Annotated in this window: 25 protein-coding genes and 3 pseudogenes; 11 read left to right on the plus strand and 17 right to left on the minus strand. The window is 54.3% G+C overall.

What is annotated here, in order from left to right; translation table 11 throughout:
* Positions 1-41: 41 nt before the first annotated feature.
* From dusB to JCM15764_RS09685, 5 genes and pseudogenes are all read left to right on the plus strand, one after another.
* Positions 42-961: pseudogene (gene dusB / locus JCM15764_RS09670) on the plus strand (tRNA dihydrouridine synthase DusB).
* Positions 951-1760 (plus strand): two-component system sensor histidine kinase NtrB, encoded by an 810-nt coding sequence (locus JCM15764_RS09675; protein ID WP_439645275.1) that lies wholly within the window; start codon positions 951-953, stop codon positions 1758-1760. The pseudogene dusB and the gene JCM15764_RS09675 overlap by 11 nt, the downstream one beginning before the upstream one ends.
* On the plus strand, positions 1757-2038 hold the full coding sequence (locus JCM15764_RS29485) for an ATP-binding protein (protein WP_439645276.1): 282 nt from the start codon (positions 1757-1759) through the stop codon (positions 2036-2038). The genes JCM15764_RS09675 and JCM15764_RS29485 overlap by 4 nt, the downstream gene beginning before the upstream one ends.
* A 93-nt stretch (positions 2039-2131) precedes the next feature.
* Positions 2132-3572, plus strand: a pseudogene (locus JCM15764_RS28105) (sigma-54-dependent transcriptional regulator).
* A gap of 109 nt (positions 3573-3681) precedes the next feature.
* A complete protein-coding gene (locus JCM15764_RS09685) occupies positions 3682-4245 on the plus strand; it encodes an isochorismatase family protein (RefSeq protein WP_054695107.1) in 564 nt (187 codons plus the stop codon).
* 287 nt (positions 4246-4532) lie between these two features.
* Here JCM15764_RS09685 and JCM15764_RS09690 read toward each other — a convergent pair whose 3' ends face one another.
* The gene (locus JCM15764_RS09690; RefSeq protein ID WP_243688683.1) at positions 4533-5042 is read right to left on the minus strand and encodes a Kazal-type serine protease inhibitor family protein; all 510 of its coding nucleotides are present in this window, start codon (positions 5040-5042) and stop codon (positions 4533-4535) included.
* A gap of 549 nt (positions 5043-5591) precedes the next feature.
* On the opposite strand from JCM15764_RS09690, the gene JCM15764_RS09695 reads away from it, so the two are divergent.
* The 3 genes from JCM15764_RS09695 to JCM15764_RS29495 all read left to right on the plus strand — a co-directional run bounded on the left by JCM15764_RS09695 (position 5592) and on the right by JCM15764_RS29495 (position 7317).
* A complete protein-coding gene (locus tag JCM15764_RS09695; protein WP_054695113.1) occupies positions 5592-6065 on the plus strand; it encodes a hypothetical protein in 474 nt (157 codons plus the stop codon).
* A 526-nt stretch (positions 6066-6591) separates the two neighbouring features.
* Entirely contained in the window at positions 6592-6846 is a 255-nt protein-coding gene (locus tag JCM15764_RS29490) for a hypothetical protein (protein ID WP_054695116.1), read from the plus strand.
* Positions 6847-6912: 66 nt separating this feature from the next.
* Positions 6913-7317, plus strand: coding sequence for a reverse transcriptase domain-containing protein (locus tag JCM15764_RS29495; protein WP_279384355.1), 405 nt, complete (start codon positions 6913-6915; stop codon positions 7315-7317).
* A gap of 102 nt (positions 7318-7419) precedes the next feature.
* Here the strand turns inward: JCM15764_RS29495 and JCM15764_RS09710 are convergent.
* Positions 7420-7980 (minus strand): annotated as a pseudogene (locus JCM15764_RS09710) (IS30 family transposase); the annotation flags it as partial.
* 410 nt (positions 7981-8390) lie between these two features.
* Here JCM15764_RS09710 and JCM15764_RS09715 point away from each other — a divergent pair.
* The 3 genes from JCM15764_RS09715 to JCM15764_RS09730 all read left to right on the plus strand — a co-directional run bounded on the left by JCM15764_RS09715 (position 8391) and on the right by JCM15764_RS09730 (position 12262).
* Entirely contained in the window at positions 8391-8795 is a 405-nt protein-coding gene (locus JCM15764_RS09715) for a YceK/YidQ family lipoprotein (RefSeq protein ID WP_054695122.1), read from the plus strand.
* 722 nt (positions 8796-9517) lie between these two features.
* A complete protein-coding gene (locus tag JCM15764_RS26425; protein WP_279384356.1) occupies positions 9518-11725 on the plus strand; it encodes a multicopper oxidase family protein in 2208 nt (735 codons plus the stop codon).
* A 108-nt stretch (positions 11726-11833) separates the two neighbouring features.
* Entirely contained in the window at positions 11834-12262 is a 429-nt protein-coding gene (locus tag JCM15764_RS09730) for a fibronectin type III domain-containing protein (RefSeq protein ID WP_054695128.1), read from the plus strand.
* Between the two features lie 9 nt (positions 12263-12271).
* On the opposite strand, the gene JCM15764_RS26430 is transcribed toward JCM15764_RS09730, so the two are convergent.
* From JCM15764_RS26430 to JCM15764_RS09785, 15 genes are all read right to left on the minus strand, one after another.
* The gene (locus JCM15764_RS26430) at positions 12272-12568 is read right to left on the minus strand and encodes a LysR substrate-binding domain-containing protein (protein ID WP_279384357.1); all 297 of its coding nucleotides are present in this window, start codon (positions 12566-12568) and stop codon (positions 12272-12274) included.
* 47 nt (positions 12569-12615) lie between these two features.
* Positions 12616-13188, minus strand: a complete 573-nt coding sequence (locus JCM15764_RS26435; protein WP_279384358.1) for a multiheme cytochrome-associated LysR family transcriptional regulator — start codon at positions 13186-13188, stop codon at positions 12616-12618.
* Between the two features lie 187 nt (positions 13189-13375).
* A complete protein-coding gene (locus tag JCM15764_RS09740; RefSeq protein ID WP_054695131.1) occupies positions 13376-14725 on the minus strand; it encodes a PKD domain-containing protein in 1350 nt (449 codons plus the stop codon).
* On the minus strand, positions 14703-15851 hold the full coding sequence (locus tag JCM15764_RS09745) for a hypothetical protein (RefSeq protein WP_054695134.1): 1149 nt from the start codon (positions 15849-15851) through the stop codon (positions 14703-14705). The genes JCM15764_RS09740 and JCM15764_RS09745 overlap by 23 nt, the downstream gene beginning before the upstream one ends.
* Positions 15824-16099 carry a hypothetical protein gene (locus JCM15764_RS22700; RefSeq protein ID WP_243688684.1) on the minus strand — a complete coding sequence of 92 codons (276 nt, stop codon included), beginning with the start codon at positions 16097-16099 and terminating at the stop codon, positions 15824-15826. Before JCM15764_RS22700 ends, JCM15764_RS09745 begins: the two co-directional genes overlap by 28 nt.
* A complete protein-coding gene (locus tag JCM15764_RS09750; protein ID WP_054695136.1) occupies positions 16065-16388 on the minus strand; it encodes a hypothetical protein in 324 nt (107 codons plus the stop codon). Before JCM15764_RS09750 ends, JCM15764_RS22700 begins: the two co-directional genes overlap by 35 nt.
* An 18-nt stretch (positions 16389-16406) precedes the next feature.
* Positions 16407-16814 (minus strand): cytochrome C, encoded by a 408-nt coding sequence (locus tag JCM15764_RS09755; RefSeq protein ID WP_243688685.1) that lies wholly within the window; start codon positions 16812-16814, stop codon positions 16407-16409.
* A gap of 466 nt (positions 16815-17280) precedes the next feature.
* On the minus strand, positions 17281-18231 hold the full coding sequence (locus JCM15764_RS22705) for a PKD domain-containing protein (RefSeq protein WP_243688686.1): 951 nt from the start codon (positions 18229-18231) through the stop codon (positions 17281-17283).
* Between the two features lie 152 nt (positions 18232-18383).
* Positions 18384-19289 (minus strand): hypothetical protein, encoded by a 906-nt coding sequence (locus tag JCM15764_RS22710; protein WP_243688687.1) that lies wholly within the window; start codon positions 19287-19289, stop codon positions 18384-18386.
* A complete protein-coding gene (locus tag JCM15764_RS22715; protein WP_243688688.1) occupies positions 19286-20377 on the minus strand; it encodes a hypothetical protein in 1092 nt (363 codons plus the stop codon). Before JCM15764_RS22715 ends, JCM15764_RS22710 begins: the two co-directional genes overlap by 4 nt.
* Before the next feature lie 377 nt (positions 20378-20754).
* Positions 20755-21219, minus strand: a complete 465-nt coding sequence (locus JCM15764_RS09765) for a hypothetical protein (protein WP_054695139.1) — start codon at positions 21217-21219, stop codon at positions 20755-20757.
* Positions 21220-21706: 487 nt separating this feature from the next.
* Entirely contained in the window at positions 21707-21970 is a 264-nt protein-coding gene (locus tag JCM15764_RS09770) for a hypothetical protein (RefSeq protein WP_054695142.1), read from the minus strand.
* Between the two features lie 81 nt (positions 21971-22051).
* Positions 22052-22768 (minus strand): NHL repeat-containing protein, encoded by a 717-nt coding sequence (locus JCM15764_RS28115; protein ID WP_054695144.1) that lies wholly within the window; start codon positions 22766-22768, stop codon positions 22052-22054.
* Positions 22769-22859: 91 nt separating this feature from the next.
* Positions 22860-23654: a cytochrome c3 family protein gene (locus JCM15764_RS09780; RefSeq protein ID WP_054695146.1), complete on the minus strand. Its 795-nt coding sequence runs from the start codon at positions 23652-23654 to the stop codon at positions 22860-22862.
* Between the two features lie 192 nt (positions 23655-23846).
* Positions 23847-25283 carry a sigma-54-dependent transcriptional regulator gene (locus JCM15764_RS09785; RefSeq protein WP_054695147.1) on the minus strand — a complete coding sequence of 479 codons (1437 nt, stop codon included), beginning with the start codon at positions 25281-25283 and terminating at the stop codon, positions 23847-23849.
* Positions 25284-25578: the final 295 nt, after the last annotated feature.

A 25578-nucleotide genomic window follows, 5' to 3' on the forward strand; every position in this document is an offset into this window, starting at 1 on the left:
TCGGCTCACTGCAGCTGGAAAACAACCTTATCCTCGCTCCCATGGCTGGCCTTACCAATCTTCCCATGCGTATCCTCGCCCGGGAATGCGGCGCCGCTCTCACTTTTACCGAAATGATCAGCGTCAACGGCCTGGTCCGGGAAGGGAAGAAAACCTTCGATCTTTTGCGCAGAGATCCCATGGATCGTCCCATGGGCATCCAGATCTTCGGCGACGACCCTCAGCTCTTGGCTGAAGGGGCGCGGCTCGTGGAGCAATACGGCGAGCTGATCGACATCAATATGGGCTGCCCGGTACGCAAGGTGGTGGGCAGCGGCGCCGGCAGCGCCTTGTTGCGCGAGCCGGCAAAGGTGGGGATGATTGTCAAGGCAGTGCGCAAGGCGACTTCCCTGCCATTGACCATCAAGATTCGCACCGGCTGGGCCGCCGCCGATCATACCTTCCTTGAAATAGGGCGCATTGCCGAGGCCGAAGGTGTCGATGGGGTGACTCTGCATCCCCGCAGCCGGGCCCAGATGTTTGAAGGGCATGCGGACTGGTCGAAGATCGCCGAGCTGAAAGAGGCGCTTTCCGTACCGGTCATCGGCAGCGGCGACATCTTCACTGCCGCCGACGTGGTTGCCATGATCGACCAGACCGGCTGCGACGGAGTCATGGTCGCCCGCGGCGGATTGGGTAATCCCTGGCTTTTCAGGGAGGCTCTGGCCCTGTTGTCGGGGAACGAACCAATACCCCCGACCGCTGCCGAAAAGCGATCGCTGGCTTTGCGGCACCTGGATCTTTTCCTGGAGGCAACCGGTGAACATGTTGCGGTCAGAGAAATGCGCAAGCACCTATCCTGGTATGCCAAGGGGATGCCGGGCGCAGCCATTTTCGTGCCATGATCAATCACATTGAAGACAGAACGGCACTGATAGCGGCACTGGAGGATTTCTTCTCGGAGCCTGCACATGCCCATTGAGCATCTTGAGGAATACTATGCCAATGTCATTGACAGCGTCGGCGATGGGGTGATCGTCCTTGATATCCAGGGGCTGGTGACGCTGCTCAATCCGGCAGCCGAAGAGATGGTCGGCATCTCCCAGCGCCAGGCCCGGAAGGCGCACTTTTCAGACCTGTTCAAGGGTGAGGAGATCCTGCTGGACATGGTGCAGAAGACGGCACAGACCGGCATGACCATCTCCGACCATGAAAACATCATTCTGAAGAAGGTGGGCAGGCTGATACCGGTGAGCGCCACCACGTCGCCGCTGATGAAGGCTGACGGCGACAGGATTGGCACAATCCTTATCCTGCGGGATCTGACCAATATCCGCGAGCTGGAAGATGCGGTCCGCCAGGCAGACAGGCTTTCTTCACTGGGGGCATTGGCTGCCGGTCTTGCCCATGAGATAAAAAACCCTCTGGGGGGCATCAAGGGGGCGGCGCAGCTCCTGGAGATGGAGCTGCCGGACAATCCCGAGCTGCGTGATTATACCAGGGTAATGCTCAAGGAAGTGCAGCGGGTCAACCGCATCGTCGAGGATCTTCTGGCCCTGGCGTCTCCCCGCAAACTGGAACTTTCCAAGGTCAACCTGCACAAGGTCCTTGGGGACATCCTCCTTTTGCAGAAGAGGGCAGTTGACGGGCGCCGGATTACCTTTATCCAGCAGTTCGATCCCAGCATCCCTCCCATACTAGCCGATGAATCGCTGTTGACGCAGCTTTTTCTCAACCTGATCAAGAATGCCGTGGAGGCGGTGGGGGATGGAGGCAGGTGAAGGTGAAGAGCCGCATCCTCTCCGACTACAGCATGATGCCCAAAGGGGAGGGCCGCTCCCGCCTGGTGGCCATCGACGTGTGCGACGACGGCCCCGGCATCGACAAGGAAGAGCTGGATCATCTTTTTACCCCGTTCTACACCACAAAGAGCAAGGGGACCGGTCTCGGGCTTGCCATCTGCCAGAAGATCATCGCCGAGCACCGGGGTATGATCAGAGTGGATTCGGAGCCCGGCAAGGGAACGGCATTCACGGTGATGCTGCCACTTGTGCAATAAAGGCTGTTCTATGTTCTATGTTCGAGGTTCTAGGTTTAACCCGAACGTAGAACGTAGAACATAGAACGTAGAACTCATAGAACTGAGGTTTTCATGTCTATCAACAACATACTTGTCGCCGACGACGAAGAGAGCATGCGCTGGTCCTGTCCAAGGCCCTGAAGAAAAAAGGGTTCAACGTGGACCTGGCCAAGGATGGCGACGAGGCCCTGCGCAACATCAAGATGCACAGCTACGATCTGGCGATCCTCGATATCAAGATGCCAGGCCTTTCGGGGCTGGAACTGCTGGACCGGGTGCGGGAGCTGAAGAGCGATCTTCTGGTGGTGATCATGACTGCCGAGGCGAGCATGAAGAACGCCGTGGAAGCCATGAAGCGTGGCGCCTATGACTACCTGACCAAGCCCTTCGACCTGGATGTCATCGACGCCATTGTCGAGAAAGTGAACCGGGCGAGGGAGATGACCACCCAGGTGACTCTGCTCAAGGAGGAGCTGAAGGACCGCTACCAGCTGGAAAAAACCATTATCGGCAACTCCCCGGCCATGCGGGAGATCTACAAGACTATCGGCAAGGTGGCTCCCAGTGACGTTACCGTTCTCGTCCAGGGCGAATCGGGAACCGGCAAGGAGCTCATTGCCCGGGCCATTCACTTCAACTCCAAGCGCCTCGGCAAGCCTTTCGTTGCCCTCAACTGCGCTGCCATTCCCAAGGAACTCCTGGAGAGCGAGCTGTTCGGTTTTGAAAAGGGGGCATTCACCGGCGCCGTCGAGCGGAAGCTGGGCAAGTTCGAGCAGGCCAACAACGGCACCATCTTCCTTGATGAGATCGGCGACATGCCCTTCGACCTGCAGTCGAAGATCCTGCGCGTTCTCCAGGAAAAAGAGGTAACCAGAACCGGCGGCAGCCAGATCATTCCGGTTGATGTGCGGGTAGTGGCGGCGACCAATCAGGATCTGGAGGAAATGGTGCGGAAGAAGCAGTTCCGGGAAGATCTCTTCTATCGCCTCAACGTCATCCCCCTGCACCTGGTGCCGCTACGTGAGCGGAGCGAGGACATCCCGCTCTTGGTGGATTATTTCTTGGCCAAGGTCTGCGCCGAGCTGGAAGTCCCGGTCAAGACCTGTTCACCCGATGCTATTCGCCTTCTTACCTCCTACAACTGGCCCGGCAATGTCAGGGAACTGGAAAATACCATCAAGCGGGCCGTTATCCTCTCTGTCGATCCACTGCTGACTGCTGCCGATTTTTCCAGCCTGCGGGTGCAGAAGGGGGCAGAACTGGTGCAGAGCGAAGACCTCTCACTTGAAGGAATCGTAGATATCAAGCTGCGCGGCTCCTTTACCAACATGGAAAAGATGGAGAGCGGCGACGTATACACCATGGTGCTGGAGCAGGTGGAGCGGCCACTGATCCGCTTTGTCCTGGAAAAACACGGGGCAATCAGGTGCGGGCCGCGGACATACTCGGCATCAACCGCAATACCCTGCGCAAGAAGATCACCGAACTGGGGATCGAGGTGAAGAAGGACTGAACTGCGGTGATTGGTGATTAAGGCGGTGACGAGTGACGAGTGACGAGGTCCACTGTCTTTTGTCACCTGTCACTTGTCACACGTCACATGATTAAATAAAGGGGGACGTATGGGGGTAAAGGAAAAGTTTTTTCTCGACAGCGGCAATGCAGTGTTGGTGGTGATCGACGTGCAGGAAAAGCTGTGCAAGGCCATGGACGACAAGGTGCTGGCCAAGCTTTGTACTAATGTCTCCATCCTCCAGGAAGCGGCCGCCGAGCTCGATCTTCCGGTCCTGGCCACGGAGCAGTACGTGAAGGGGCTTGGGGAAACCCTGCCGGAGCTGAAGGAGAAGCTCTGTTCGCCAGCCTTGGAAAAGATGACCTTCAGCTGCTGTGGCGACCATAATTTCACCGATGCGGTCAGGAAGACCGGTCGCAAGCAGATCATCATCGTCGGCATGGAGACCCACGTCTGCGTTCTGCAGACGGTGCTGGAGCTTCTGGATGCCGGGTACTACGTGCACCTGGTGAAGGATGCGGTCATGAGCCGCAAAAAGGACAACTGGCAGGTGGGTGTGGACGCGGCCGCCGCTGCCGGCGCGGTCATTACCTCCACCGAAGCGGTGCTCTTCCAGCTGTTGCGGGTGGCCGGGACCGATGCCTTCAAGAAATTGTCCAAGCTGGTGCGGTAAGCGCTGCTCGACTAATAGGTATGAAAAAGCCCGGGAGACATGGCTTCCCGGGCTTTTTTTAATGGTTTTTCCCCAAAGTTTTGGGGAAGAGTCAGGCAGTCGCGACGTCGTCCGTTCGCTCTGTCGCCACAGCTGCGGACCTTGCAGTGCCGCCCGCATAATGCCGCACGGTGCCAAACAGGCGAGCCCTTCTCCGTTCCACATGCGGCGGGTGTCCGCTCGCCGCTATGGCTCGTCGCTTACTCCCGACGCCCCGCCTTCCTTCCCCGGAAACGTTTGAAGCCCGGCTATTGCAGGGTAATATTCCTCACGTCCAGCGTGCCGGCAGAGACAACCATGGCATAAAAGACGGAAGTTCCCGTCACTGTCTGGGAACCGGTATCGAAACCTCCCACCAAAGTAACGGATTTGGGAAGATCGGCAGTGAAGGTCTCGCCGTAATTGACATTGCGCATATAAACAGTGCCCCCTTCCGGGGCGTTGGCGTAAAGTTCGTACATGCTGCATTCGTTTGCACCCGCCACCGCAACACCGGCACGGCTTGCTTCACAACTGTTCCCATAGGTGCGATTGTCGCAACCGCAGACCGGATTCCACAGGGTAATGCACATCTGGGGCATAGCCGCGCATGTCCCCGGCCCACCGCAGGTCCCCACAGGTTTCGAACAGTAGTTGCCCGCTCCACAATCGCCTTTGAAGTAACACGTTGTGGCACCGGCTGCATACAGCGGTGTTGCAGCGGCAAACAGGCAAACCGTTACCATCACAACCCACAGTCTTCTCACCGATCCTGTCATGTTCCCCCCTATATGTCATTTGTAGCGGAGCTTAGTTAAATATCTTTATAACTTTTATTTTGTAGAGATCAATAGTTGGATGAAGCTTTATTTGTGTGCCGTGTGGGGAGGCCTTTGAGACTAATTGCCGCTGGCTACTTAGGGCGTTGCGGTTATTTTTAATTTTTCCCATTGAGCTGGGCACATATTTGGTGTAGTGATGGGTATGCGCACTGCGGGCGACCGGCAGATGCAGGGTAGGGAGTGAGAAAAGGATTTGACCATGGATGCAGCGGATGAGCAGCAAACGGGCCTTTTGCATCTACCAGTAGATATTGGCTTTGCATCTACATTTAGATAAAAGCATATACACGTAGATACTTGCATCTAGCTGTAGATGCTTCACTGTAACTGGTCAATAGATAGTTATCTCAAAAGACGAAGTGACGAAGGAAATACCTTCATAAACAGCAGGATCGCGCCCCAGAAAATAGCGGAGCCGGTGATTCCGCCAGCAATTACTTGAAGAACTATACCAATAGGACTTGTTATAAAGGAGATCCACCAATTATGTGTGACGTGTCCGTCGCTACAAGTTATACCCCGTACATTACTGCTATTGGAGGGGCTATAACTGGTGGAGCTATTTCCCTTTTCGTAGGATTCAAGTTGTCCCAAAGAAACCACACGAACGCCCTCGCCCTGATGAAAAGGCAAGAAGCAAATAAAGCCTTCCTTGCTTTGGAAGCTTCTTTTCTCCCCGCCCTCAGAATCCTGAAGAGAACCGGAACTAAAGACTTCGATAAAATCCCCACCTTTTTTGACAACCAAGAAATTGCCATGCTGTCCTTTGTTTGGCATCTCAGCGGAGAAAACAGGACTGGCTTTGAAGAGAAGTGGGCAAAGTACAAAGAGTGGCAAAAAGAATATGAAGAACGAGAAAACCAAATGGAAAATTTTGGACTGATGTTGATGTGCGACGGCAAGCGACCAGGTTTTATAAAAATACTTGAAGATATTATTGAAGCGGCTAAGAAATACTGACATATTCCCTCCAAGAGATAACCAAGCGTAACACCGGGCAAGCCGGTGTACTCTCAGCCGTGTGCGCCCGGCAGGGCGCGTGTCGCGAAAGCGACGTATGATCAACTGTGGTGGTTGATTATTGACTTGGAGGTGCAAGTCCTCTACGGACCCTGATGGTGGGAACCGTTAGCCGGACGGCAAGGGTGTCCGTCGCGAGGCGGAATCTGAAGGAAGCCGCAGGCAAAGTCCTGGCCCGACGAACAGAAATCGCATAAGAGGCAGTCGTATCCGGGCGAGAAGGCACGTGACTTCAAAGCCCGATAACCATTCAGAGGGTGCGGCTGTAAATGCGGCGGGTATATGGGATGAAGGTCACGCGCATTACCCGGGGAGGTCTGTCGTCCCGCACTGGGCGAAATCCGGTGCAGGGGAGCTGAAAAGCAGCTCCCTCATGTTCGGCAGAAGTCAGCAGAAGCATAGTAGTCGGCCCAACCAGTCGATGAAGGGCGGAACATGAAACGACGAAAGGGAACCCTTAATTTCGATGACGACAGGAGCAGCAGAAGGCCGGGAAGAGATGCCTGGCGCCAACCCGGAATGGAGCGGCCGGAAGCCGAAGGGAGCCGGGGCGGGTGCGGCAAGCGTCACGGGAATGACGGCTCATTCCACTTTCGAGGCGGAACAGCTGATGGAAGTAATCATCAGCCGTGGCAACATGATGGCGGCCTACTCACGAGTAGTAGCCAACAAAGGGGCGCCCGGTATCGATGAGATGCCGGTAACAGCTTTGAAAGGTTAACTGCAAGAAGAGTGGCCGCGCATCAAAGAAGAACTGCTGGCGGGCAGGTATCGCCCGCAACCGGTATTGAAGGTAGAGATACCGAAACCGGGAGGCGGCACAAGAATGCTGGGGATACCCACCGTTCTCGACCGTCTCATCCAGCAGGCAGTGCATCAGGTCTTGAGCCAAAAGTTCGATCCGGATTTCTCGGAAAACTCCTACGGGTTCCGACCTGGCAAGAGTGCCCATCAGGCAGTAAAAGCCGCACGACAGCACGTCATAAGCGGTCGGCGGTGGGTGGTCGATATTGACCTGGAGAAATTCTTTGACCGCGTCAACCATGACATTCTCATGTCACTGGTCAAGCGCAAGGTCAGAGACCGGCGGGTGCTGAAGCTGATTGACAGCTACTTGAAGGCCGGGGAGTCTATGGGGTCATGTTTGACATTTGAAGATTCACTGGGGCAAATGTTTAAATGTCAAACATGACCCTCTGATTTTCCTGACCCTCTGATTTTCCCCTCTGATTTTCCCTAAATGTCAAACATGACCCTCTGATTTTCCCTCTGATTTTCCCCTGGGGCGGTAGATTCAAATTGCAAGTGCACCACCACATGCTTCACAGAAAATTTCATGGGGTGTCCGGTAGCCGAGACATTTTCTTGGGCGATGGTTTAATCTTTCAATTGCCTTGGTCAGCTTTGCATCGGAGAATCTCCTGAGATCCGTGCCTTTGGGGAAGTAAAAGCGCAGCAGACCGTTCGTGTTCTCGTTGGTGCCGCGCTGCCACGCAGCATAGGCGTCAGCGAAGTAGACCTTGAGACCTGTGTTGCTTTCGAGCTCTTTAAATTTTGAAAACTCTTTGCCATTATCCAGGGTTAGCGTCTGACGCAGATTTTGAGGCAGCGCCAGATAAGCCGTGATCGCTGCGTTGTTGAAGCTGTTAGCCTTTCGATCTGAGAGCCGCGAGATCATTATATAACGACTCTTACGCTCAACATAAGTCGCTAACGCCCCAGAGCCACGACGTCCCAGTACCAGGTCCGCTTCCCAGTCCCCGAAGCGACTTCGATCTGCAACGATGGACGGCCTTTCGGCAATCCCAACTCGGCCAGGAATGAAGCGACGGCCAGCTCCATAGCGTTTTTGGCGCCGCCGGCGCTTAGGGAGTCTATGGGGAGTCTATGGGGTCATGTTTGACATTTGAAGATTCACTGGGGGGCAAATGTTTAAATGTCAAACATGACCCTCTGATTTTCCTGACCCTCTGATTTTCCCCTTGACACCAGAAAAACAGTAAATATTCCAGTGGAAATGAGGCTTCAACCACGCCGTTCGGGCGAAAAGGCCACCCGTACGGCCAACAGCGACCAGTAACCAAGTGATTAACGGGCTTTTTGAATGCAGTCGAGTTTTATACCTACGGCAGGATTAAAGCTCAACAAGTCGCGAACGCTACGGGGCCAGCCCTTGAAAAAGGAAAAAGAGGTAGTTCGGAAATACCCTCATATCAAGTGCCGACCCCTCTTTTTTCTCCCTGAATTTAACTGAAGAGGGCACAAGTGAAATTTGTTTTGCAACTGATAAATCTGATGCTCATAACGGGATGCGCTGCAATTGCTTCCCGTACCTGTACCGAGCCCATCAAATGCATTTATCCTGCATCCAGTCTCGATGCTGCAGTGATTCATGGTGCCATCAGTCCGAAAGAAGAAGGTTCTTTACCAGTAGCAATCATCTTTGGCGTTGGAGCAGCAATGGATTTTCCTTTGTCTGTTGTGCTGGATACTCTCTTGCTCCCAGCTGACGGGATCAACAGCAGGAATTTTGAGACCTGCTATGGGAAGTATTCAAGAAGGTATGTACAGCAGGCTTCTCAACGGCAGAAAGAAAACCCAGAAGAAGGCAGAGGGGGCAGCCCTGAAAGGGTGAAAGATACAGAAAGTGAAGTCCCAAGAAGGGAGTAAATCCGGCCTGTCAACCCGCCCGGCCAACTGCCGACACGTTAAGCGTATGAATAACCCGCAACCCAAAGTATCCAATATTGACACACCGCTGGTGGCTTGCTCTTGTTGCGGCTTTGCTCACGCCATGGGTCGGGCCTCATATGGATCGGTACGTGCCAGTGGGTTGGGTGTTACCTGTTTACAATTTTTTTGAACCTGCCTTGCCTTTCCGTTTAAAGGTGATAAACTTCGTTTCGATTTGACTATTCTAATTTAATCGATCATTTCCTCCGTCAGTAGAAGCTGTCCTCGAAGCACTTCCAACATTGCACATCCGAGACCTGAGTTTGATGATCTGTAGCAAAGAGTAAAAGTTTACTTCTGTTGGCCTTCTCGACTCGTTCTTGAAGATGCTTTGTCATTAAACCACCTAACATTACCTCCACAACCGGCAAGACATAAACCACCTGCTTTAGTTGCCCTTTCTTCATTGGATGCCCCAGTGAGGTTTGACAAAGGATAAGGACGGAAAAATTGACCACCTTTCAGGTCCGGCTCGGTCTCGGCATTACCTTTTCCGTAACATTTCGAGTTTGTGGTAAGCATGCCGAGGTAACAATCCCGTTTACATCCGTAGAATCAGAGGCAGTAAACCATTCAGAGCGTCGGAGAAAAGGAGGTGACTGGGTTTATTGTGTGTGATCATTGAAACCAAAAATTTTGGTGTGTTAAGGAGGTAATCAATGTTAGCGAAACTGAAGCAATCGTTGTCTGGTGTTGTCATGGGAACGATGCTCTGCGCCATAGGCGCCACCGTTGCCCATGCAAACTCCCAGGTCGTTCAGACTCCGCTGTTAGGCAAGAATATACCGAAATATATGGAGCCCCTTCCTACCTTTGTCGGAGCCAGGGTACAGGCCGGCACGGGGTACTCGGTGTCGACGGAGGAGTTCGATCAGCAGGTTCTTCCCGCTGCCAACCCTGTGCTTGGCATAGCCGGTTTCCCCAAGACAACCGTTTGGGGTTACAAAGTCGGTAATATGGGGCCTCTCTGGCCCGGTTACACAGTTGAAGCACAAAAAGGAGCCCCTGTCACGGTAACCTACCTCAATGCCCTTATGGCTCCGAAACTTCAGAAGTATCTCACGGTGGACCAGACGCTACACTGGGCAGATCCTTTGCAGCAATTCTGCACCTTCAAGATGGTCAATTGCGTGACAACCCCCGCCGATCCCTGCTGCAAGCCCTACGGAAACCCAAACCTGGTTGCACCGGGAAATCCTTTAAATCCTCCCGGTGCTCCGGTGCCGACTTCAGTTCACCTGCATGGTGCGGAAGTGAAGTCCGACTTTGACGGCGGGCCGGACCAATGGTTCACCCCGACCGGTTTGCGCGGACCGGCATTCAGGAGCTATTCTAGTCCTGCTCCGGCCAATGGGACCGTCTATCACTACCCCAACAGCCAAGAGGCCACCACTCTCTTTTTCCATGACCACGCCCTCGGCTCGACCCGCACCAATGTTTACAGCGGGTTGGCGGCCTTCTACTGGATCCGCGATGCCCGCGATACGGGCCTTCCGACCAATCCGATCGGCCTTCCTGCCAGCCTCCAGGAGATCGAGCTTGCCATCCAGGACCGCATGTTCGACACCACAGGGCAGCTCCTCTTCCCCGACCTGGGGCTCAATCCGGCGGTTCACCCGTACTGGATTCCCGAGTTCTTCGGAGACGTCATCACCGTCAACGGCAAAAGCTGGCCGTTTCTCAAGGTGGATCCGCAGAGGTACCGTTTCCGCATTGTCAACGGCTCCAACGCCCGTTTCTATAACCTGAATTTCGACAACAAGATGATCTTCTGGCAGATCGGCACCGACGGCGGTCTTCTGGACGCACCGGTCCCCGTGACACAACTCCTTATAGCTCCGGGTGAGCGTGCCGACATCATTGTCGATTTCGCCGGTTTCCCCAATGCCAATATTGTGCTGACCAATGATGCCAAAGCGCCATTTCCGGCCGGTCGCCCGGCAGACCCACAGACAACCGGTCAAATCATGCAGTTTCAAGTCGGACCTACGATTGCCGGTTTTATCGATCCCACCTGCGTACCCGGTGGTGTTACCAACCCCTGCATTCTCCGTGCGGCTCCAATCGTACGGCTGGTCAACCCAGTGACGGGGATCCCGACAGTTACGCCGAGTGTCATTCGGCAGCTGACCCTGAAAGAGGTTATGGGGCCCGCCGGACCGCTGGAAGTGCTCCTCAACAACACCAAGTGGAGCGGGCTGAAGGAAAGCACCATGATGATCGCAACTCCCACCAAAATTCCGGACAGTTTTGCTTCTTCATATACAGTGCCTAAACCGGCAGGGGTCAGCGGGGACGCCGGATTCAACTGGCTTACCGAGGGGCCGCGGGTAGGGGATACGGAACAGTGGGAAATCATCAACATGACGGCCGATGCCCATCCGATCCACCTTCACCTGGTGCAGTTCCAGTTGATGAACCGCCAGCCCTTCCAAGCCAAAAAGTACCTGAAAGACTGGAGTGCAGCCTTTCCCGGCGGCGTGATGTTGCCTGGTGAAGGGCCGCCATACAATTACTCCAACAGCAACAACCTGACAATTCCGCCGGCACCTGTCATTCCCATAGTCGGCGGCAATGTTTACGTCGGCCCCTATCTGCAGGGAGCTCCGACTCCGCCGCTGCCAAACGAGGCAGGCTGGAAGGATACGGTCGTCATGTATCCCGGCGAGGTCACCCGGATCATGGTTCGCTGGACGCAACAGGACATTCCCGTCCCTGCTTCTTGTGCAACACCGGGGACTCCGGGGTGCGCGGGTGTCAACACCTATCCGTTCGACCCGACAAACGGCCCCGGCTACGTCTGGCACTGCCATATCATCGACCATGAGGACAACGAGATGATGCGGCCGTATGAGGTCAAACTATAAACAGAGTACAGGTTGTTTCCATGGGCGGCGCCTTAAGAGGGCGCCGCCCGATTTCCCCCCTATAACTTCATTCTCCCAATGGAATGACGCTCCTGTCTTGGAGGCACCATGAGATGGTTTCGCTTGCTGTCGGTGATAATCTTCGCCTCCTCCACCGGTCTTTCCTGTTCCCATCAAATAGAACAGCCTTTAATGGGACAAAACAAAGCAGTGACAGCCCGGGAAGCCACGCCTGTTCCTCCACCAGCACCAACCGACCTGCGTGTGGTCATTGTGCCGGAAGGGTTTCATATCACCTGGAAGCCACCGGTTGAAGATCCTGTAACCGTCACAGGGTATGAGATCGCCCGTGCCAACATCTTCAGTGGACCGTATGAGGTGGTGGGCAAAGTGGGTAAAGGGACGTTCACCTATACAGACACTTCGGTTTCGCCTGAGATTATCTATTTCTATAAAGTGAGAGCCGTAGCAGGGGATACATGCTCACCATTCTCCAAAGGAGCTGCCGGCGAGATTTCCGGGATGCCTGGAGGGTGAGAGGGGCTTTCAGCTGAAAGAAGCCGGCGGCTGCAAGCCGAAAGCCAGATAGATGTAGTTCATGAAATCAATGAGGATAGGGTTTTCACTCTGCTTGCGTTTGTAAACGATGGTGCGGAAACGGGTACAACAGAAATCCTTCACCACATGCTCCTTCAATGTTCCATCATGAATGTAATCGTTGACAAGACTCTTTGAAACGAAGGCCACTCCCCTTCCTGACAGCACCGTCTGGATTGTCAGATGCAGATCGTCGTGCATGATGATCCCCTTGAAATCATCAATGCTCCTGCCAGCCTGCACCATGTTCTTCTGCAGGAGAAGACGTGAACTGCAGCCTTCGCGGCGGGCGATCAGCGCTGTTGCAAAAGCTCTTCAAGGGTCACTTCTTTAGCTGGCAGTTTCAGCGTCGGCGATGATATGAAGACAAGCTCGTCCGGGGGTAGAGGGTGCGTGATGATATCAGGTACTTCCAGCGTGTTGCAGTGTTCTATGACCGCCACATGGAAGTCATTGGCCACGAGCCCTTTCAATGACTGTTCGGGTGGGTTCAGGACGAATTTGAAATCAAGATCGTCAGAGTTGGAGAGGAAGAATTTGTTCAGGACCTTTGGCAGGTAAACGATGCCGAAGGTTGGGGTACAACAGAATGCCAGCCTGCTTTTTCTGCCAAGACTGTTCAATTCTGCTTCAAGCTCTTTTTCCAGCAGCAGGATCTGTTCTGTCTTTTGCAAAACAATTTGTCCTGCCTCGGTAGGGGTAATGATAGGGCCGGAACGATCGACCAATGGCAACCCATAGCGCTCCTCCAGAAACTTTATTCGCTGTGAGACAGCCGATTGGGTGATGCAGAGATCGCTTGCCGCCAGGGAAAAACTACCTGTCTTGACAACCGTGTGCAAAGTCTTCAGGTATTGGGTCTCCATTGTCTCTCCTGTATTCCTCCGGCGAACATCGGCCAAACAAAGAACGTCACATTATATTCAAAATTACGAATATATCAAACCGTATTATTGCTCTCTGCCTGATGAATAAGTCCTTGCACGAATTGCTGGAAAAGCCCGGGAGAAAACTCTCCCGGGCACTTTTCCCGCTGTTGTACTTGAAAATGAGTTACAGGGTAACGGTTATGTAGTTGTACTTCGTGTCCACCAGCACGCCACCCTTGTAGACAAGGACGGTGAGCTTCTTGATGCCGGTGGTGCCATAGGTGTGGGGCGCAGTTGCCGAACTGCCGGTTCCCCCCACATTGGCCAGGACGGTTGAAGTCCCGTCAGCCCAGAATATCTTCAGGCTGTCGTGGTCCTTGAGGTTGGCGAAGGTATAGGTACCGGCAACCCCTCGTGTGGCGGTGGTGGGAGAAATGGTCATACCGGTTGCCGGTGGATTGACCACATAAAACGATTTAGTTGCCGTGGCAGTTTTTCCTTCCTCATCGGTGACCTTCAGAGATACTGTCCAGTTGCCGGTGCTGGTGAAGGTCTTGCTGATGGAAGAGGCGCTGGCCGTGGTACCGTCGGTGATGGCCATGCTGTAGGTAAAGGTACCGTTGGTGTTGACGCTGGCGTCGGCCGCCAGGGTGTACGGGGTGTTGACCAGCAGCTGGTTGCCCGCCGTGTTGGGATCGGCATCGGGGAAGGCGGCGGAGAATTGGGCCACCGGATTAACGCCTATCCCTACCTTTGTCTGCTGTGCCGGGTCGCCGAAGCTGTTCAGGTAGGCCACCCATGTTTTTCTGTCAGTTGTAGCAATGGCTGCCCCGGTCAGATCAGTGGCTGCGCCAGTGTATGTCTTGTCTACCCACAAAGATCCTGCCAGGCCCAGTGGTCCGACGTCGCTCTGTGGATGCAGACGGATGGTGTAACCGGGGCGTGCTTCGATGAGCAGGCCGGTGCCGGCAGCGTTGGCCCTGATGCCGAATTCAGGCTGGCCACCGGTGTAAGCGGTGCCGTCCCAGGTGCCGGTAAAGGAAGTACCCAGGTTGGTCAACAGGCCTGTCATGTCAGTAACCAGTGCCGAGACCTGCTTGGTGCGGGCTACCACATCTCCCGCAGCATTTTTTGTTTCGATCTTCAACAACCAGCCCTGGCTCGTGGTACTGGTGCTGGTAGGTGCCGGGAAGGTGATGGCGGTGCCGGTGATGCTGTTGTTGAAGGCAGTGTTGCGTGTCTTGAAGGCATTTTCATACAACCCTTCGCTGCGGTCGATGTCGCGGATGGTCGTCCCATTGGAGGCGAATTGAACGGCGATCGAGCGGACACCGCTTTTCTCCTTGACGCCAGGGTGGAAGTCGGAAGGCTGGGTCGAACCGTTAACGGAGGCAAACGGTGTCACCTGTGTGCCGGCGGTCCAGGAGATATTAAGGGTATCACCCTTGACCATGAACTTGCCGTTGTAGAAGCCTCCGGCAGCGGTGTCGCCTACAGTTCCTGCAATTGTATTACTGGTTGAACCTTGTGGCAATCGGCACAACCACCTGCGCCCCAGCTTTAGCCGCCGGGGAGATGTCATGGTTGGTTTTGAAGGTGACCCCCATTAAGGAAAGCCTGGTTACATGGGTTTTGGTGTTGTCCGATGTTGATCCGGGAGATGCTTTGAGGCCCAGCTGATATTCAAGGTCACGATCAATGGCGCTGAGATGATCGGTAATATCAGCTGCTGTAACAGTGCCGAGCTGTGTCAGTGCCACCAGTGGCTGACCACTTCTCGGTCCCTGGCTGTAGGTGTTGGCTCTGTTTATTTTGGCCACGTGGGTCTGGAGCAGTGCATCCATGCCACCCCCACGGCCGTCGTTGTTGGCGTCGAAGTTGACGTCATTCTTGTCTCTCCAGAAGGCTGACGTGGAAAGATTTGCGGCGTAGAGTTTGGTCCCCTGCCAGGACATGAAGTTGTTGTTGGTCATGTTCTGGCGCGTTACATTCTCGTTTTCATGGTCGGCAAGGCGTCCTTCTGCATCGGTACCGGTGCCGTCAACCATGGCGCCGCCGGTGAAGTTTCCTTTGCGGGAGTGGCAGGCTTCGCAAGCCATGAGGTCGATGTGGCTGGCATTGGCTACGCCGTTCATGGTGCCGCCCTGTTGGACGATCTTCGCCGTCAGCCCTTTTGCCTGGTGCGATGCTGTCGGGTTCGGTGCGTTGAGAGTGTCGTAGGCTATTACACTTTGTGTCGTCGGATCATAGTCGCCGCCATAGATATGGCAGCCGGCGCAGTTCTTCGTGCCGTTGTCCGTGCCGTTCCACAGGGACCCGTAAGGAGCGTTGCCCTTGGCAGGATCGCACTGTCCCAGTTTCTTGGAGTCGTCTCCCGGACTGGCGGCACTGATATTGTTAAAGCCATAGGTGCCCTTGAGACCACTGAAGCCGGAAGTCCCCACTTTGGAGTAGTCGGCGTCCTTGCGCTTGTGGCAGCCCATGCAGCCTATGCTGTAATGGATCTCGGAATCGCTTCGCCAAGAGTCGCCCCGCTTTTTCCAGTCTACGGCGTGCTCTGCCATATGGCAGCTGACGCAGTTGTTGGAATCGGGTGTCGACAGAATGTTGGCGGTGACGGTGCTTGCCAGCTTCAGGGCGGTAGCATCGCCATTGGCCACAACCCTGGTCGCGTCATAGGTGACATTAATGCCGTCCGTGGTAGATGCAGTGCCAGATGGGCGCCGGTTACACGGGAGGCATCAAACTTGCCGGTACGGACTGCCTTCTTGCGCTCCTCCCAGGAATAATCCTTCAGATGGCACATGAGGCAGTCCATTTCCAGGACCCCGGTCTGGCTGTAATCGTTGACGGTAGGCTCGAAGCTGGCAGGACTACCGTCGGTGTTGAAGCCATCTCCTGGTGCCATAGCTGTCAATAAAGTAGTTGAAGGCAGTAACTGCTGCACCGAAGACATAATCGCGCAGGGAAGTTCGGGTTTCAGGGCTCTTGTTGGGGACATACTCGTTGGCGCCGCCTCCCACATGGCATTCGCCGCAGTCCCGCATGGAACCGGCCATGGAGTTGTCGACCTTCTGCTTGAACAGAATTGCGTCGGTATAATTGAACGGGGTATAGGTGCTGAACGGGACTTTTTTGAAAATTGCATTTGTTGCATCATAGGTGGTGCCGGCACCATCCTGAAATAATCTCGCCAACTGGCGAGCAGAGGGTGGTCACCACGCCCCCACATGGCCGGGGCCCTGGACCCAGTTTTTACCCTGGGGCCCGGCGCCGCTGACTACAGGGTCTTTTGAATCATCAGGATTCCAGCTGTTCCAGCCCCTTTGCTCGTTGGCTGCCAGCTGGGCATGGTAGCTGTGCCGCTCGATCTGGTCGTAGCTTTGCAGTGCCTTGCCTGTGGATGGGGCAATAGTTGAACCGTTGTGGCAGGCTCCACAGGTGTTCTTCATACTGAATGCCTTGGTGCTGCCGGGGGCGATAATATTGCTTCCTGCATCGCGTAACAGAATGTTGTCATGGGCAGGGTTGTAGGCCGCAGCTGTTCCGGCAACAAGCAATACTGCACCGGAAATCAGCCCGAGCCTGAATCTGCCCATGGATGAGTTGATAGTTCTCTTCATTATCTTGGATCTCCTTTGTGATTCCGGCTTCAGTAACCTGTTGCCGGGTTCAGAATTGTGTTCACTTTTCAACCATTCTGAAAATCGGGTCCTCCTTCCGGAAAATGATTTCCGCTCCCGTTGGGGGACAGGATGCGGGCACTTGAGCCAAACGGAACAAGAAAGCAACTGCTGCCATATAAGCAGGAATTAATCCAGAAGAGTGTTGATGCGTCGTAATATTTCTTATGAATCCATCGCTTGAACTTATAATTTTGTCGTTGTTGGGTGCATTGCAGAATTTTTAGAAGCAAACAGCCTGCAGATTGGGAAAGGCCAAAACAGGAGGTGGGTGAAAATGTGGGGGATATGCCCCAGTTATGGATGTTCCATGGTTATAGCACCGGTAATCCTGGTGGTTTTGCCTGTAATTAATAAGGCCCGGGGAATCCCCGGGCCTTTTGCAGCGGTGACGCTTCCTTTCTCTTTACTGCAGGGTAACGGTTATGTAGTTGTACTTCGTGTCCACCAGCACGCCACCCTTGTAGACAAGGACGGTGAGCTTCTTGATGCCGGTGGTGCCATAGGTATGGGGCGCAGTTGCCGAACTGCCGGTTCCCCCCACATTGGCCAGGACGGTTGAAGTCCCGTCAGCCCAGAATATCTTCAGGCTGTCGTGGTCCTTGAGGTTGGCGAAGGTATAGGTGCCGGCAACCCCTCTGACGGCTGCGGTCGGAGAAATGGTCATACCGGTCGCCGGTGGATTGACCACATAAAACGATTTAGTTGCCGTGGCAGTTTTTCCTTCCTCATCGGTGACCTTCAGAGATACTGTCCAGTTGCCGGTGCTGGTGAAGGTCTTGCTGATGGAAGGAGCAGCGGCCGTGGTGCCGTCGGTGATGGCCATACTGTAGGTAAAGGTCCCGTTGGTGTTGACGCTGGTATCAGCCGCCAGGGTATACGGGGTGTTGACCAGCAGCTGGTTGCCTGCCGTGTTGGGATCGGCATCGGGGAAGGTGGCAGAGAACTTTGCCACCGGATCTGCGCCTATGCCGAGGGCCGCAACATTGTCACCGATGCTGAGCAGGTAACTGAGCCACTGGCTACGTGTGTAGGATCCATTTGCTCCGGTGCCACCGGGGGATGTGCCGTCTGCCTTGAAATATCCGTCAGCATCGGGGTAGAGGGTCTCGCCACGATCCAGGTCTTTCGTCTGGGTATAGGCAATGCTGTTTTCCACGACCTCTTCCTCAAAAGGAACGCTCCGTGGCTGGCCGAGCTTGTTGAAGAGTTCGGTGCCGGTACGGAGATCACCCTTGTAGGCCTTGATGGTCGGGATGAATACCGCCGGCCTCTGCATCATGGTTGAGGCGGTTGCAGGGATGATGCTGGGGGCCGGTGTCCAGGTGGCGTCGGCGGGGATGGCGGTGCCGGTCATGTTGAAGCCCCCGTCAAAGAAGTTTTGGGACGTTGCATGACAGTCGCTGCAGCCGTAGACGGTAACCTTGCCGGAGGCATCGAAGGCGCGGGGTTTACCCAGCGCATATATACTCGCAGGCTTGACACCGTGGGTGACCTGGTAAAGGCCGCCTATATAGTCAAGCCGGGTGCCTTCCCATGATCTACCCGATTGACCGGTTTGATCTTTGATGCTGGTTCGATAGGTCTTATAGTCCCTGATTTCATCGGGGGTGGTGAAGATGGCGTTGCCCCGTAGACCCCGACATACTTCCAGGCGCCGGTGAATGAACCATCGGAGTTGTAGGCGCTCTGGTATTTCCCGCCGGTTACGCCATCACCTCCATTGCCGAAGCCGACCGGAATAGGAGCAAAACCTCCGGGGGCAAAATTAATCCCGGCCTTCAGGTCGCGCTGGATCCACGGGTCGAAAATAGGCTCGCCAAAGCCCTGGGTGGAATTGGCATCACCAACGGTCAGAATCTGTCCGTTGACACCGTCACCGTTAGCATCAACGGCGGTATTTTCATCGTTGTTGAACAGTGCCGAAACGATGGTGTTGGTCAGGTAAATCTTGCGCCTGAAATTGGGGCTGGTCTTGAGACCATTGCCGACCTTGGACCAGGTTCTAAGCGGCAGCCATTCCTGGAGCGCACCGCCGATCACCTGGGTGCCTGTCGGGATCTCGGCCTGGTAGCCGGGACCGGGCTGGCCGGTAGCCGTGCAGATGGTTCCGGGACCGCTCGATGAAGTGTAGCCGCAGTTGGTATTGATCATGGAATTCATGAAGTTGTACTGCTGTCTCGCTCCTTCGTTTGCAGCTTCAGTGGCAGGATCTTCGAACATGCCCATCATGCCTTTGCTGTAATCGAAGCCGACCATGGTCGGATAACGGTTACCGCTGGTGCAATCCAGGGCGCGGACAGCCATGCTCTTCTTCTGTACATGGCAGACGGTGCAGTCGATGACGTCCAGATGGCTGCCCGGAATGAATTTCTGTCCACCGCTGCCGTCGGGGCCCATGGCCCTGGTGATCATGCGGTCAGCCCGGCACGCTGGTGAGCTGCAGTGGCGTCCGGTGCATTGAGGTTGTCAACGGTGTTGCCGTCCGGATTGGTGCCGGTAACATGGCAGCTTTCACACCGTTTGACGGTGTTGCGCGTATCGATCTTGGTTCCTATCTGTGAACCGTCCTCAATGGTGCCGGAACCGTCGAAACCGCGCCCCGGGTCACATTGATTCTTGTCGGGATTGGAACTGTTGGTGTCCATGTGGCAACCGGCGCAGCCGAACATGGTGTGGACATCCTGACCGGCCTGCCATGCATCCCCACGCTTGAACCAGTCTGCCCGCGGGAAGGGAACGACAGATTTCTTCAGCACGTTCTGGTTCTGTTGACCGGGGTAATCCGCCGTGAGTCCGATATCGGTAACGGGTGCCTCATAGAAGATGGGGCCGCTGCCACCCTGGTTGTCCCCGCCGAAGGAGGTCATGCCGTTGACGGTCGTTCTGTTGTAGACGGTGGAACCCTGGGCGGCAAGCAACCCTTTCACCATGTAGCTGTACAGATTGGTGGCATCAACGAGCGGAGATTTGACTGTATTGGGCAACCATGGGGAATTGAAGTCATAAGCGGGCATGATCAGGCCGGTTGGCCCGACCATCGGATTATTCGCGTTGGTATTGAGGATCATTGGCGCCGAGGAGAGGAATCCGTTCATCATGTCGGGCAGATCCTTCATATTGTTCGGGCTGTGGCACTGCTGGCAGTTGGCGCTGGGAGGCAGGCGCTTGATGTTATCCACCACCGACTGCTTCAGGCTGACCGTCTGCATGCCATTGGCATCTTTTGGTCCCAGGTCGACCATGGCGGCATTGTACCCACTGTGTCTGACTGTCGGGCATGAGTCCATGAGTCCCGCCCCGGCCATGGGTGCTGCATTGAGAATGCCCATCTGGGCAAAGACAGAGCTCATTACGTTGTTGTAGCCCTGGAAGTGGCAGAAGAGACAGTCCATCTCCCGCACGTTGGGCATCATAAGCTGGCCGTTCTGGATGTACGGTGGCGTGTTTGCCGTACCGTCCTGGTTCATGGCGACACTGCCCCAGCCGGAAGGAGCAATCATCGCATTTGCACCACCCAATGCCGGTGATTTGCTATCGGTCGTGGCGGGATAGCTCCACGGTGCGCGGATAACGCTGCTGGTAGGGCCCCTGACTTGGGATCCCAGGATTCATATACGGTGTTCAGATACGGGTTAATGGTCATGTCACCCAGTGCCCGTTGCGCGAGGCGAAGGCCATTGCGGTCTTTTTCCACCAAGCCGCCCCCAACGTGACAGCTGCCACAGTTGGTGGCCATGTCCCAGACGGAGAGGTCCACTTTTGTAAATTTGCTGCCTGGTGCTGTATCGCCATACAAGAATAGATCAGAATTAGGGTAGGTCAGATCTTTACCATCAGTTTGCCGCATTAAATTCGCCACCTGGCGAAGAGAGGGGCTTCACCACTTACCCCACATGGCCTTGGTCTGGTTCCATGGCTTCTGCCGGTTGACGGTGGTGTCGAAGCCGCCGGTGGGGGAATCATTCCATTCGTTGGCGCCCAGGGCCGAATGGAAAGCATGGTCGGCCAGGGCTTCATAGCTCTTCAATACCTTACCGGACGACTGGGCGACCGTGGTGCCGTTGTGGCAGGATCCGCATGTGGCCTTGGGGCTGTAAGGAAATCCCTGCATCGGGTTCTGGGGATTGCCCCCGACCATGACCGGCATGGGGCCTGCGGGAACCTTATTGCCCTTTGCATCTACTGAAAAGGGTACGCCGTACTGAACTGCCACTTCGTCATAGGTCTTCAGCTCAATGGGTGGATGAGCAGCGAGACCTGTGCCCATGGAGAGCCATAGGCCGGTGAATGTGACACCGACCGCGGCCACCAGTGGCAGTGAGCCTTTAAATCGCTTCTTCATGTTACCTTCCTTTCTTTTTGTCTTGTTTCGCAATCTTGATGAAGATTGCGTCTCTGCTCCCCTGATGGTCCGGCATTGGGGGATGCCGCACATGGGGAGCTGCCGTTTTAAAGGCCAAACGGTATGCTGCTGAAAGCGCGCTTATTAGATTGCATTATGTATACCTTTATTTAGATAAATCTATATTTGATGGACAATCGGTTCCTGGAGCTGTTGTACAGGGGGCTGCCGTATTATGTGGTTTTCTGAATTGTGAGGAAGATTGGGTCACTTAACTCAACCGGGGGTGCAGTTGGGTGATGTGACCCATGTTCGGGGCAGGGGGAATTGATGCTTTAGCAGGTTGTTGAAAAACTATTGCGGGGTCGCTCTGCTACGTTGCCGCTCGCTCGGAAACTCAACGTACATAGGGTACGACTCGTCTCCTCGCTCGCTTGAGCCTTGCATAGCGACCTCCTCATGACGTTTTTCAACAACCTGTTAGGAATTAGGTCCCGGCAATTTCCTTGCGGTGGCCAAAGCCGTAGATACTGATCTTTCTCGGACCGGACTGATTGGTAACCAGAATAAGCTGCTCCGCCTCGAAGGAAGGATCGGCAAAGGTCCTGAAGTATTCGAGATTTTCGCGGGTGATGGCGATATCGGCGGGGATGCTTAGAGTCCCCTCTTTAGAGCCTCTTTCACCGAAAAACATCAGCAGCTGTCCGTCAGGATCAAAAATCTGCACCACCTGATTGCCGGCGTCCACCACGTAGATCAGCCTGCATCGTCCACTGCGATACCTTTTGGGCGTGTGAACTGGCCGGGCCGGTCCCCCAGTGCGCCGAAGGCTTCAGCACCTTGCCATTAGGATCCATTTTGATGATCCGACAGGTGCCCAGGTTGGTAACATAGATATTCCCATCCTTGTCCAGTGCCATATTGGTCGGCAAGGAAAGGGTCTCACCTTCTTTGCTGTCCCTGCCGACTGCACGGGTCTGCTCGCCGGTTTGCAGGTCAAATATCTTGATCTCACTGCTGCTGTAATCAACCACGTACAGTTCTTTTCCCCTGATGGCCGCATCAGTTGCTTCATATCGCCGATTGAGAACGTGCCCGTGGGATTATCCCCATTGAAGCGAATTACCTTCTTGCTCCCCGTATCTGCAACAAAGGCATTGCCCTCATCATCGAAGGAGATGTTGATGGGAGATTTCAGTATCTCCGTGTCCAACTGGTGGAAGGTCTTTTCATTGAGATCTATGGTGGTGATTCGGCCCAAGGGTACATCTGTTATAAAGATCTTACTGCCCCTGACGGCGATGCCGTAGGGTTTGGCGATCACTTCATTAACGCCCGGTGTGTCAGCAAAGATCGATGATTTGATGTCATTGATTGAAGAGATGCTGGTCAGATATTGAACATGTGGCGCATCGGGAGCAGGCGGGAAGAAAACCGGGGCTTTAACCTGTTTGGGTGCAAAACAACCGGGAAGGTAGATTAAAAGACAAAGAAAAAAAAGGATGTGCCGATACCTGAGGGTGGAGTTTGTGGAACTGTGGATCTGCATTCTCGTCTCCGGATACATGATGTTTGCGCAGCTTGGAGTGCGGAAGGAGCAGGCCGCCTGAGACGGCCTGCTTTCAGGTGGATGTATCGAGTTACTTGTCGTGGCAGGTCAGGCAGAGTTTTGATCCATCCATTTTAACCCGCAGCAGTGGTTTGGCTGCCGTCCTGGCTGCAGTGTTATGGACGTCGTGGCAGGAGGCGCAGGTGAGTTTATCTGCCTTGTAGAGCAGTTCTTCTATCTTGGTGCACTTCCTGTCCGCGGCGGGGACCCACCCGATATCCACATTGGCCGGCCGGATAAAGGAATCATTGGCTGCAACCTGCTTGTAGCTGAAGCCGATAGGGTGGTCGTTCATGAGATTGCCGCCACTTTCTCCTGAGTGGCCGTCACCGAGAGGAGCCAGCACGACCTCTGGTGCCGTCGGAGTGAATGAGCCGATCTTGCCGGCGTAGGAATCGATGGCGGTGGTACCGTCGTGGCAGCTCATGCAGAGACGGGATGGCCCGTCCATCATGTCGGCGGGATCGATTACCGCTTGCAGGGAGAGGGCTTTATCCAGATACGTCGGATCCGCCATGTAGTCTTCTTTGAGAAGGCCGTTGTAAGGAAGGAAATTTTGCGTGACCGGGTTCCTGTTCCACAGCGGGTTGTAACCGGTTTCACCGGTCGATCTGGCGCTGTGCGGCGTGTGGCAGAACTTGCACACCTGCTGACTCGGATCGCCCGAGGTTGTTCCGCCGGAGGCGATGGGGAGATAGAGGTTCATGTTGTGGGGGGAGGTGGCCACACCCGTCCCTTCGGTATAGTTGACCAGTCCGGCGTAAGCGAACGTTGCGCTTGCGACGACAAGTAAGGCGGCTATACCTGTTCTGATTTTTAGGTTCATAATTCATCCTCATTTGAAAGCCGATTTTTTGTATTGCCGCTTTCTTTCCGTTTGGCTTTCTTCCTTTTTATGGGGCCAGGCGTAGCGCCGTGGACCACACTCCTTGACCCTTCCCCCAAAGGATCAAGAATGGGAATCATGAGACGATGTTGATGTCAGTGCGAGAAGTTTTAAAACAAGCCCTTGGGCAGATCAGGTAGCAGCTGCTCCCGTTCTTTTTCTTTCGCCCCGGAGACCGAATTTTTTCATACGGTAGCGCAGGGTGTCGCGACTGATGCAAAGATATTTTGCCGCCTTGGTCTGATTTCCTCCGGCAATCTCCAGCCCTTGACGGATCATTCGCCGTTCCAGCTCCACAATGGAGAGGCCGCCGGTCTCAGATACACCACCAAAGCCAGTCGAATTGCCCGGTTGGCCATGGTTGGTCGTAGGTTGCGGTTTCTGCTCGAAATTATGCTTTATTTCAATATTTAAAAATCGGGGTGAGATGGTTTTTTCCTGCTCCAACATCATGCTGCGCTCGATGGAATTGCGCAACTCGCGAACATTTCCCGGCCAGTCATAGGCGGTCAGGTACGCCAGGGCTTCTTCGGATATGCCTTCCACCTTTTTTCCGTATTCCTCATTCAAACGGCGGATGAAGTAGCCGACCAATAACGAAATATCCTCTTTTCGATCCCGCAGAGGGGGCAGGCAAATGCTCATGACATTCAGACGGTAGAACAGGTCGCCTCTGAAGGTGCTGCTTTTGACCATTGCCTGCAGATTTTGGTGGGTTGCGGCAATGATGCGCACATCGGCCTGGATGTCCTCTTCACTTCCCAGACGTCGAAAACGCTTGGTCTCGATGACCTTCAACACCTTGGCCTGCATGGACAAAGGCATGTCACCAATTTCATCGAGAAAGACCGTTCCCCCTTCGGCCAGCTCGAAAATACCCTTTCGCCTTTTGCCGGCGTCGGTATAGGCTCCTTTCTCATGGCCGAACAGCTCACTTTCCAGAAGGTTTTCCGGGATAGCTGCGCAGTTTATTTCGGTAAAAGGAGCGTCTGCCCTGGCGCTGTGGTAATGGATTGCCCTTGCAACAAGCTCCTTGCCGGTGCCGCTTTCACCCAATAGCAGAATAGTTTTGGCATCTGTTTCGGAGCAGACCTTGATCATTTTGAAAAGATCGACCATGGCTTCGCTGGTTCCTACCAGTTTGTCGTCTTCCGTTTTCTTGCGCAATTCCTGGTGAAAAAAGTCGGCGGTCTCGCCCAGATGCTGCTTTTCAAGGGTTCTGTTGATGACATGGAGAAACACTTCCATGTTGAAAGGTTTGCCGATGAAGTCCTCAGCTCCCAGTTTCAGAGCTTTTACTGCCGAGTCGGCATCGGCGTTGGCCGTCATGACAATAACGCTTATATCTTCCCTTTCGGATTCGATCCGGCTGAGCAGATCCAGGCCGCTGCCGTCGGGAAGCCAGAGATCGAGCAGCACCACGCACGGCCTGAAGCTTTTCAATTTCTCTTTCGCCTCAGCAATTGAAGCAGCTGCATCTACAATGAAGCCTCTCCTGTTGAGCATAAAGGACAAGGAAAGAGAGATAAGTTTTTCATCCTCTACGATCAATATCCTTTTTTCCCCCATTTTTTCATCTTCTCCACGGTGACTTTGATGACTGTTGGAGCCTTAGCACAAATTGGTCCGTAAAATATATCTAAAGGGCAAAAAAATGGCTCATTAATCCATAAAGATGTATATATTGTTAGAATGCTTGAAGTTAGATTCTCATTAGTTAGAAATTCTTTTACTGAAAATAGGTTCGCTGTATAGATATATTTAAGAATGGTGATAATTGGTGGATTGGCATTAAAATTAACTCGGTAAAATAACGGTTATCCCTCCGTGCTTAGGCGAAGTTAATTTTCCATTTGAAGTTTAG

It is taken from the genome of Geotalea toluenoxydans JCM 15764 (assembly GCF_001311985.1).
GTDB classification, from domain to species: Bacteria; Desulfobacterota; Desulfuromonadia; order Geobacterales; family Geobacteraceae; genus Geotalea; species Geotalea toluenoxydans.

Coding starts and splice junctions, on each gene's coding strand:
- JCM15764_RS22715 (WP_243688688.1), bottom strand. CDS start 20,377: ATGATTGCTCCTTCCGGCTGGGGCAGTGTCGCCATGAACCAGGACGGT.
- JCM15764_RS22705 (WP_243688686.1), bottom strand. CDS start 18,231: ATGACCGGCACCGCCATCCCCGCCGACGCCACCTGGACACCGGCCCCC.
- JCM15764_RS22710 (WP_243688687.1), bottom strand. CDS start 19,289: ATGATCACCAGGGCCATGGGCCCCGACGGCAGCGGTGGACAGAAATTC.
- JCM15764_RS22700 (WP_243688684.1), bottom strand. CDS start 16,099: ATGGCACCAGGAGATGGCTTCAACACCGACGGTAGTCCTGCCAGCTTC.
- JCM15764_RS09675 (WP_439645275.1), top strand. CDS start 951: ATGCCCATTGAGCATCTTGAGGAATACTATGCCAATGTCATTGACAGC.
- JCM15764_RS26430 (WP_279384357.1), bottom strand. CDS start 12,568: ATGGTGCAGGCTGGCAGGAGCATTGATGATTTCAAGGGGATCATCATG.
- JCM15764_RS09755 (WP_243688685.1), bottom strand. CDS start 16,814: ATGAAGAGAACTATCAACTCATCCATGGGCAGATTCAGGCTCGGGCTG.
- JCM15764_RS26435 (WP_279384358.1), bottom strand. CDS start 13,188: ATGGAGACCCAATACCTGAAGACTTTGCACACGGTTGTCAAGACAGGT.
- JCM15764_RS09765 (WP_054695139.1), bottom strand. CDS start 21,219: ATGAAGAAGCGATTTAAAGGCTCACTGCCACTGGTGGCCGCGGTCGGT.
- JCM15764_RS26425 (WP_279384356.1), top strand. CDS start 9,518: ATGTTAGCGAAACTGAAGCAATCGTTGTCTGGTGTTGTCATGGGAACG.
- JCM15764_RS09785 (WP_054695147.1), bottom strand. CDS start 25,283: ATGGGGGAAAAAAGGATATTGATCGTAGAGGATGAAAAACTTATCTCT.
- JCM15764_RS09695 (WP_054695113.1), top strand. CDS start 5,592: ATGTGTGACGTGTCCGTCGCTACAAGTTATACCCCGTACATTACTGCT.
- JCM15764_RS29490 (WP_054695116.1), top strand. CDS start 6,592: ATGACGACAGGAGCAGCAGAAGGCCGGGAAGAGATGCCTGGCGCCAAC.
- JCM15764_RS09780 (WP_054695146.1), bottom strand. CDS start 23,654: ATGAACCTAAAAATCAGAACAGGTATAGCCGCCTTACTTGTCGTCGCA.
- JCM15764_RS28115 (WP_054695144.1), bottom strand. CDS start 22,768: ATGCAGATCCACAGTTCCACAAACTCCACCCTCAGGTATCGGCACATC.
- JCM15764_RS09730 (WP_054695128.1), top strand. CDS start 11,834: ATGAGATGGTTTCGCTTGCTGTCGGTGATAATCTTCGCCTCCTCCACC.
- JCM15764_RS09690 (WP_243688683.1), bottom strand. CDS start 5,042: ATGACAGGATCGGTGAGAAGACTGTGGGTTGTGATGGTAACGGTTTGC.
- JCM15764_RS09685 (WP_054695107.1), top strand. CDS start 3,682: ATGGGGGTAAAGGAAAAGTTTTTTCTCGACAGCGGCAATGCAGTGTTG.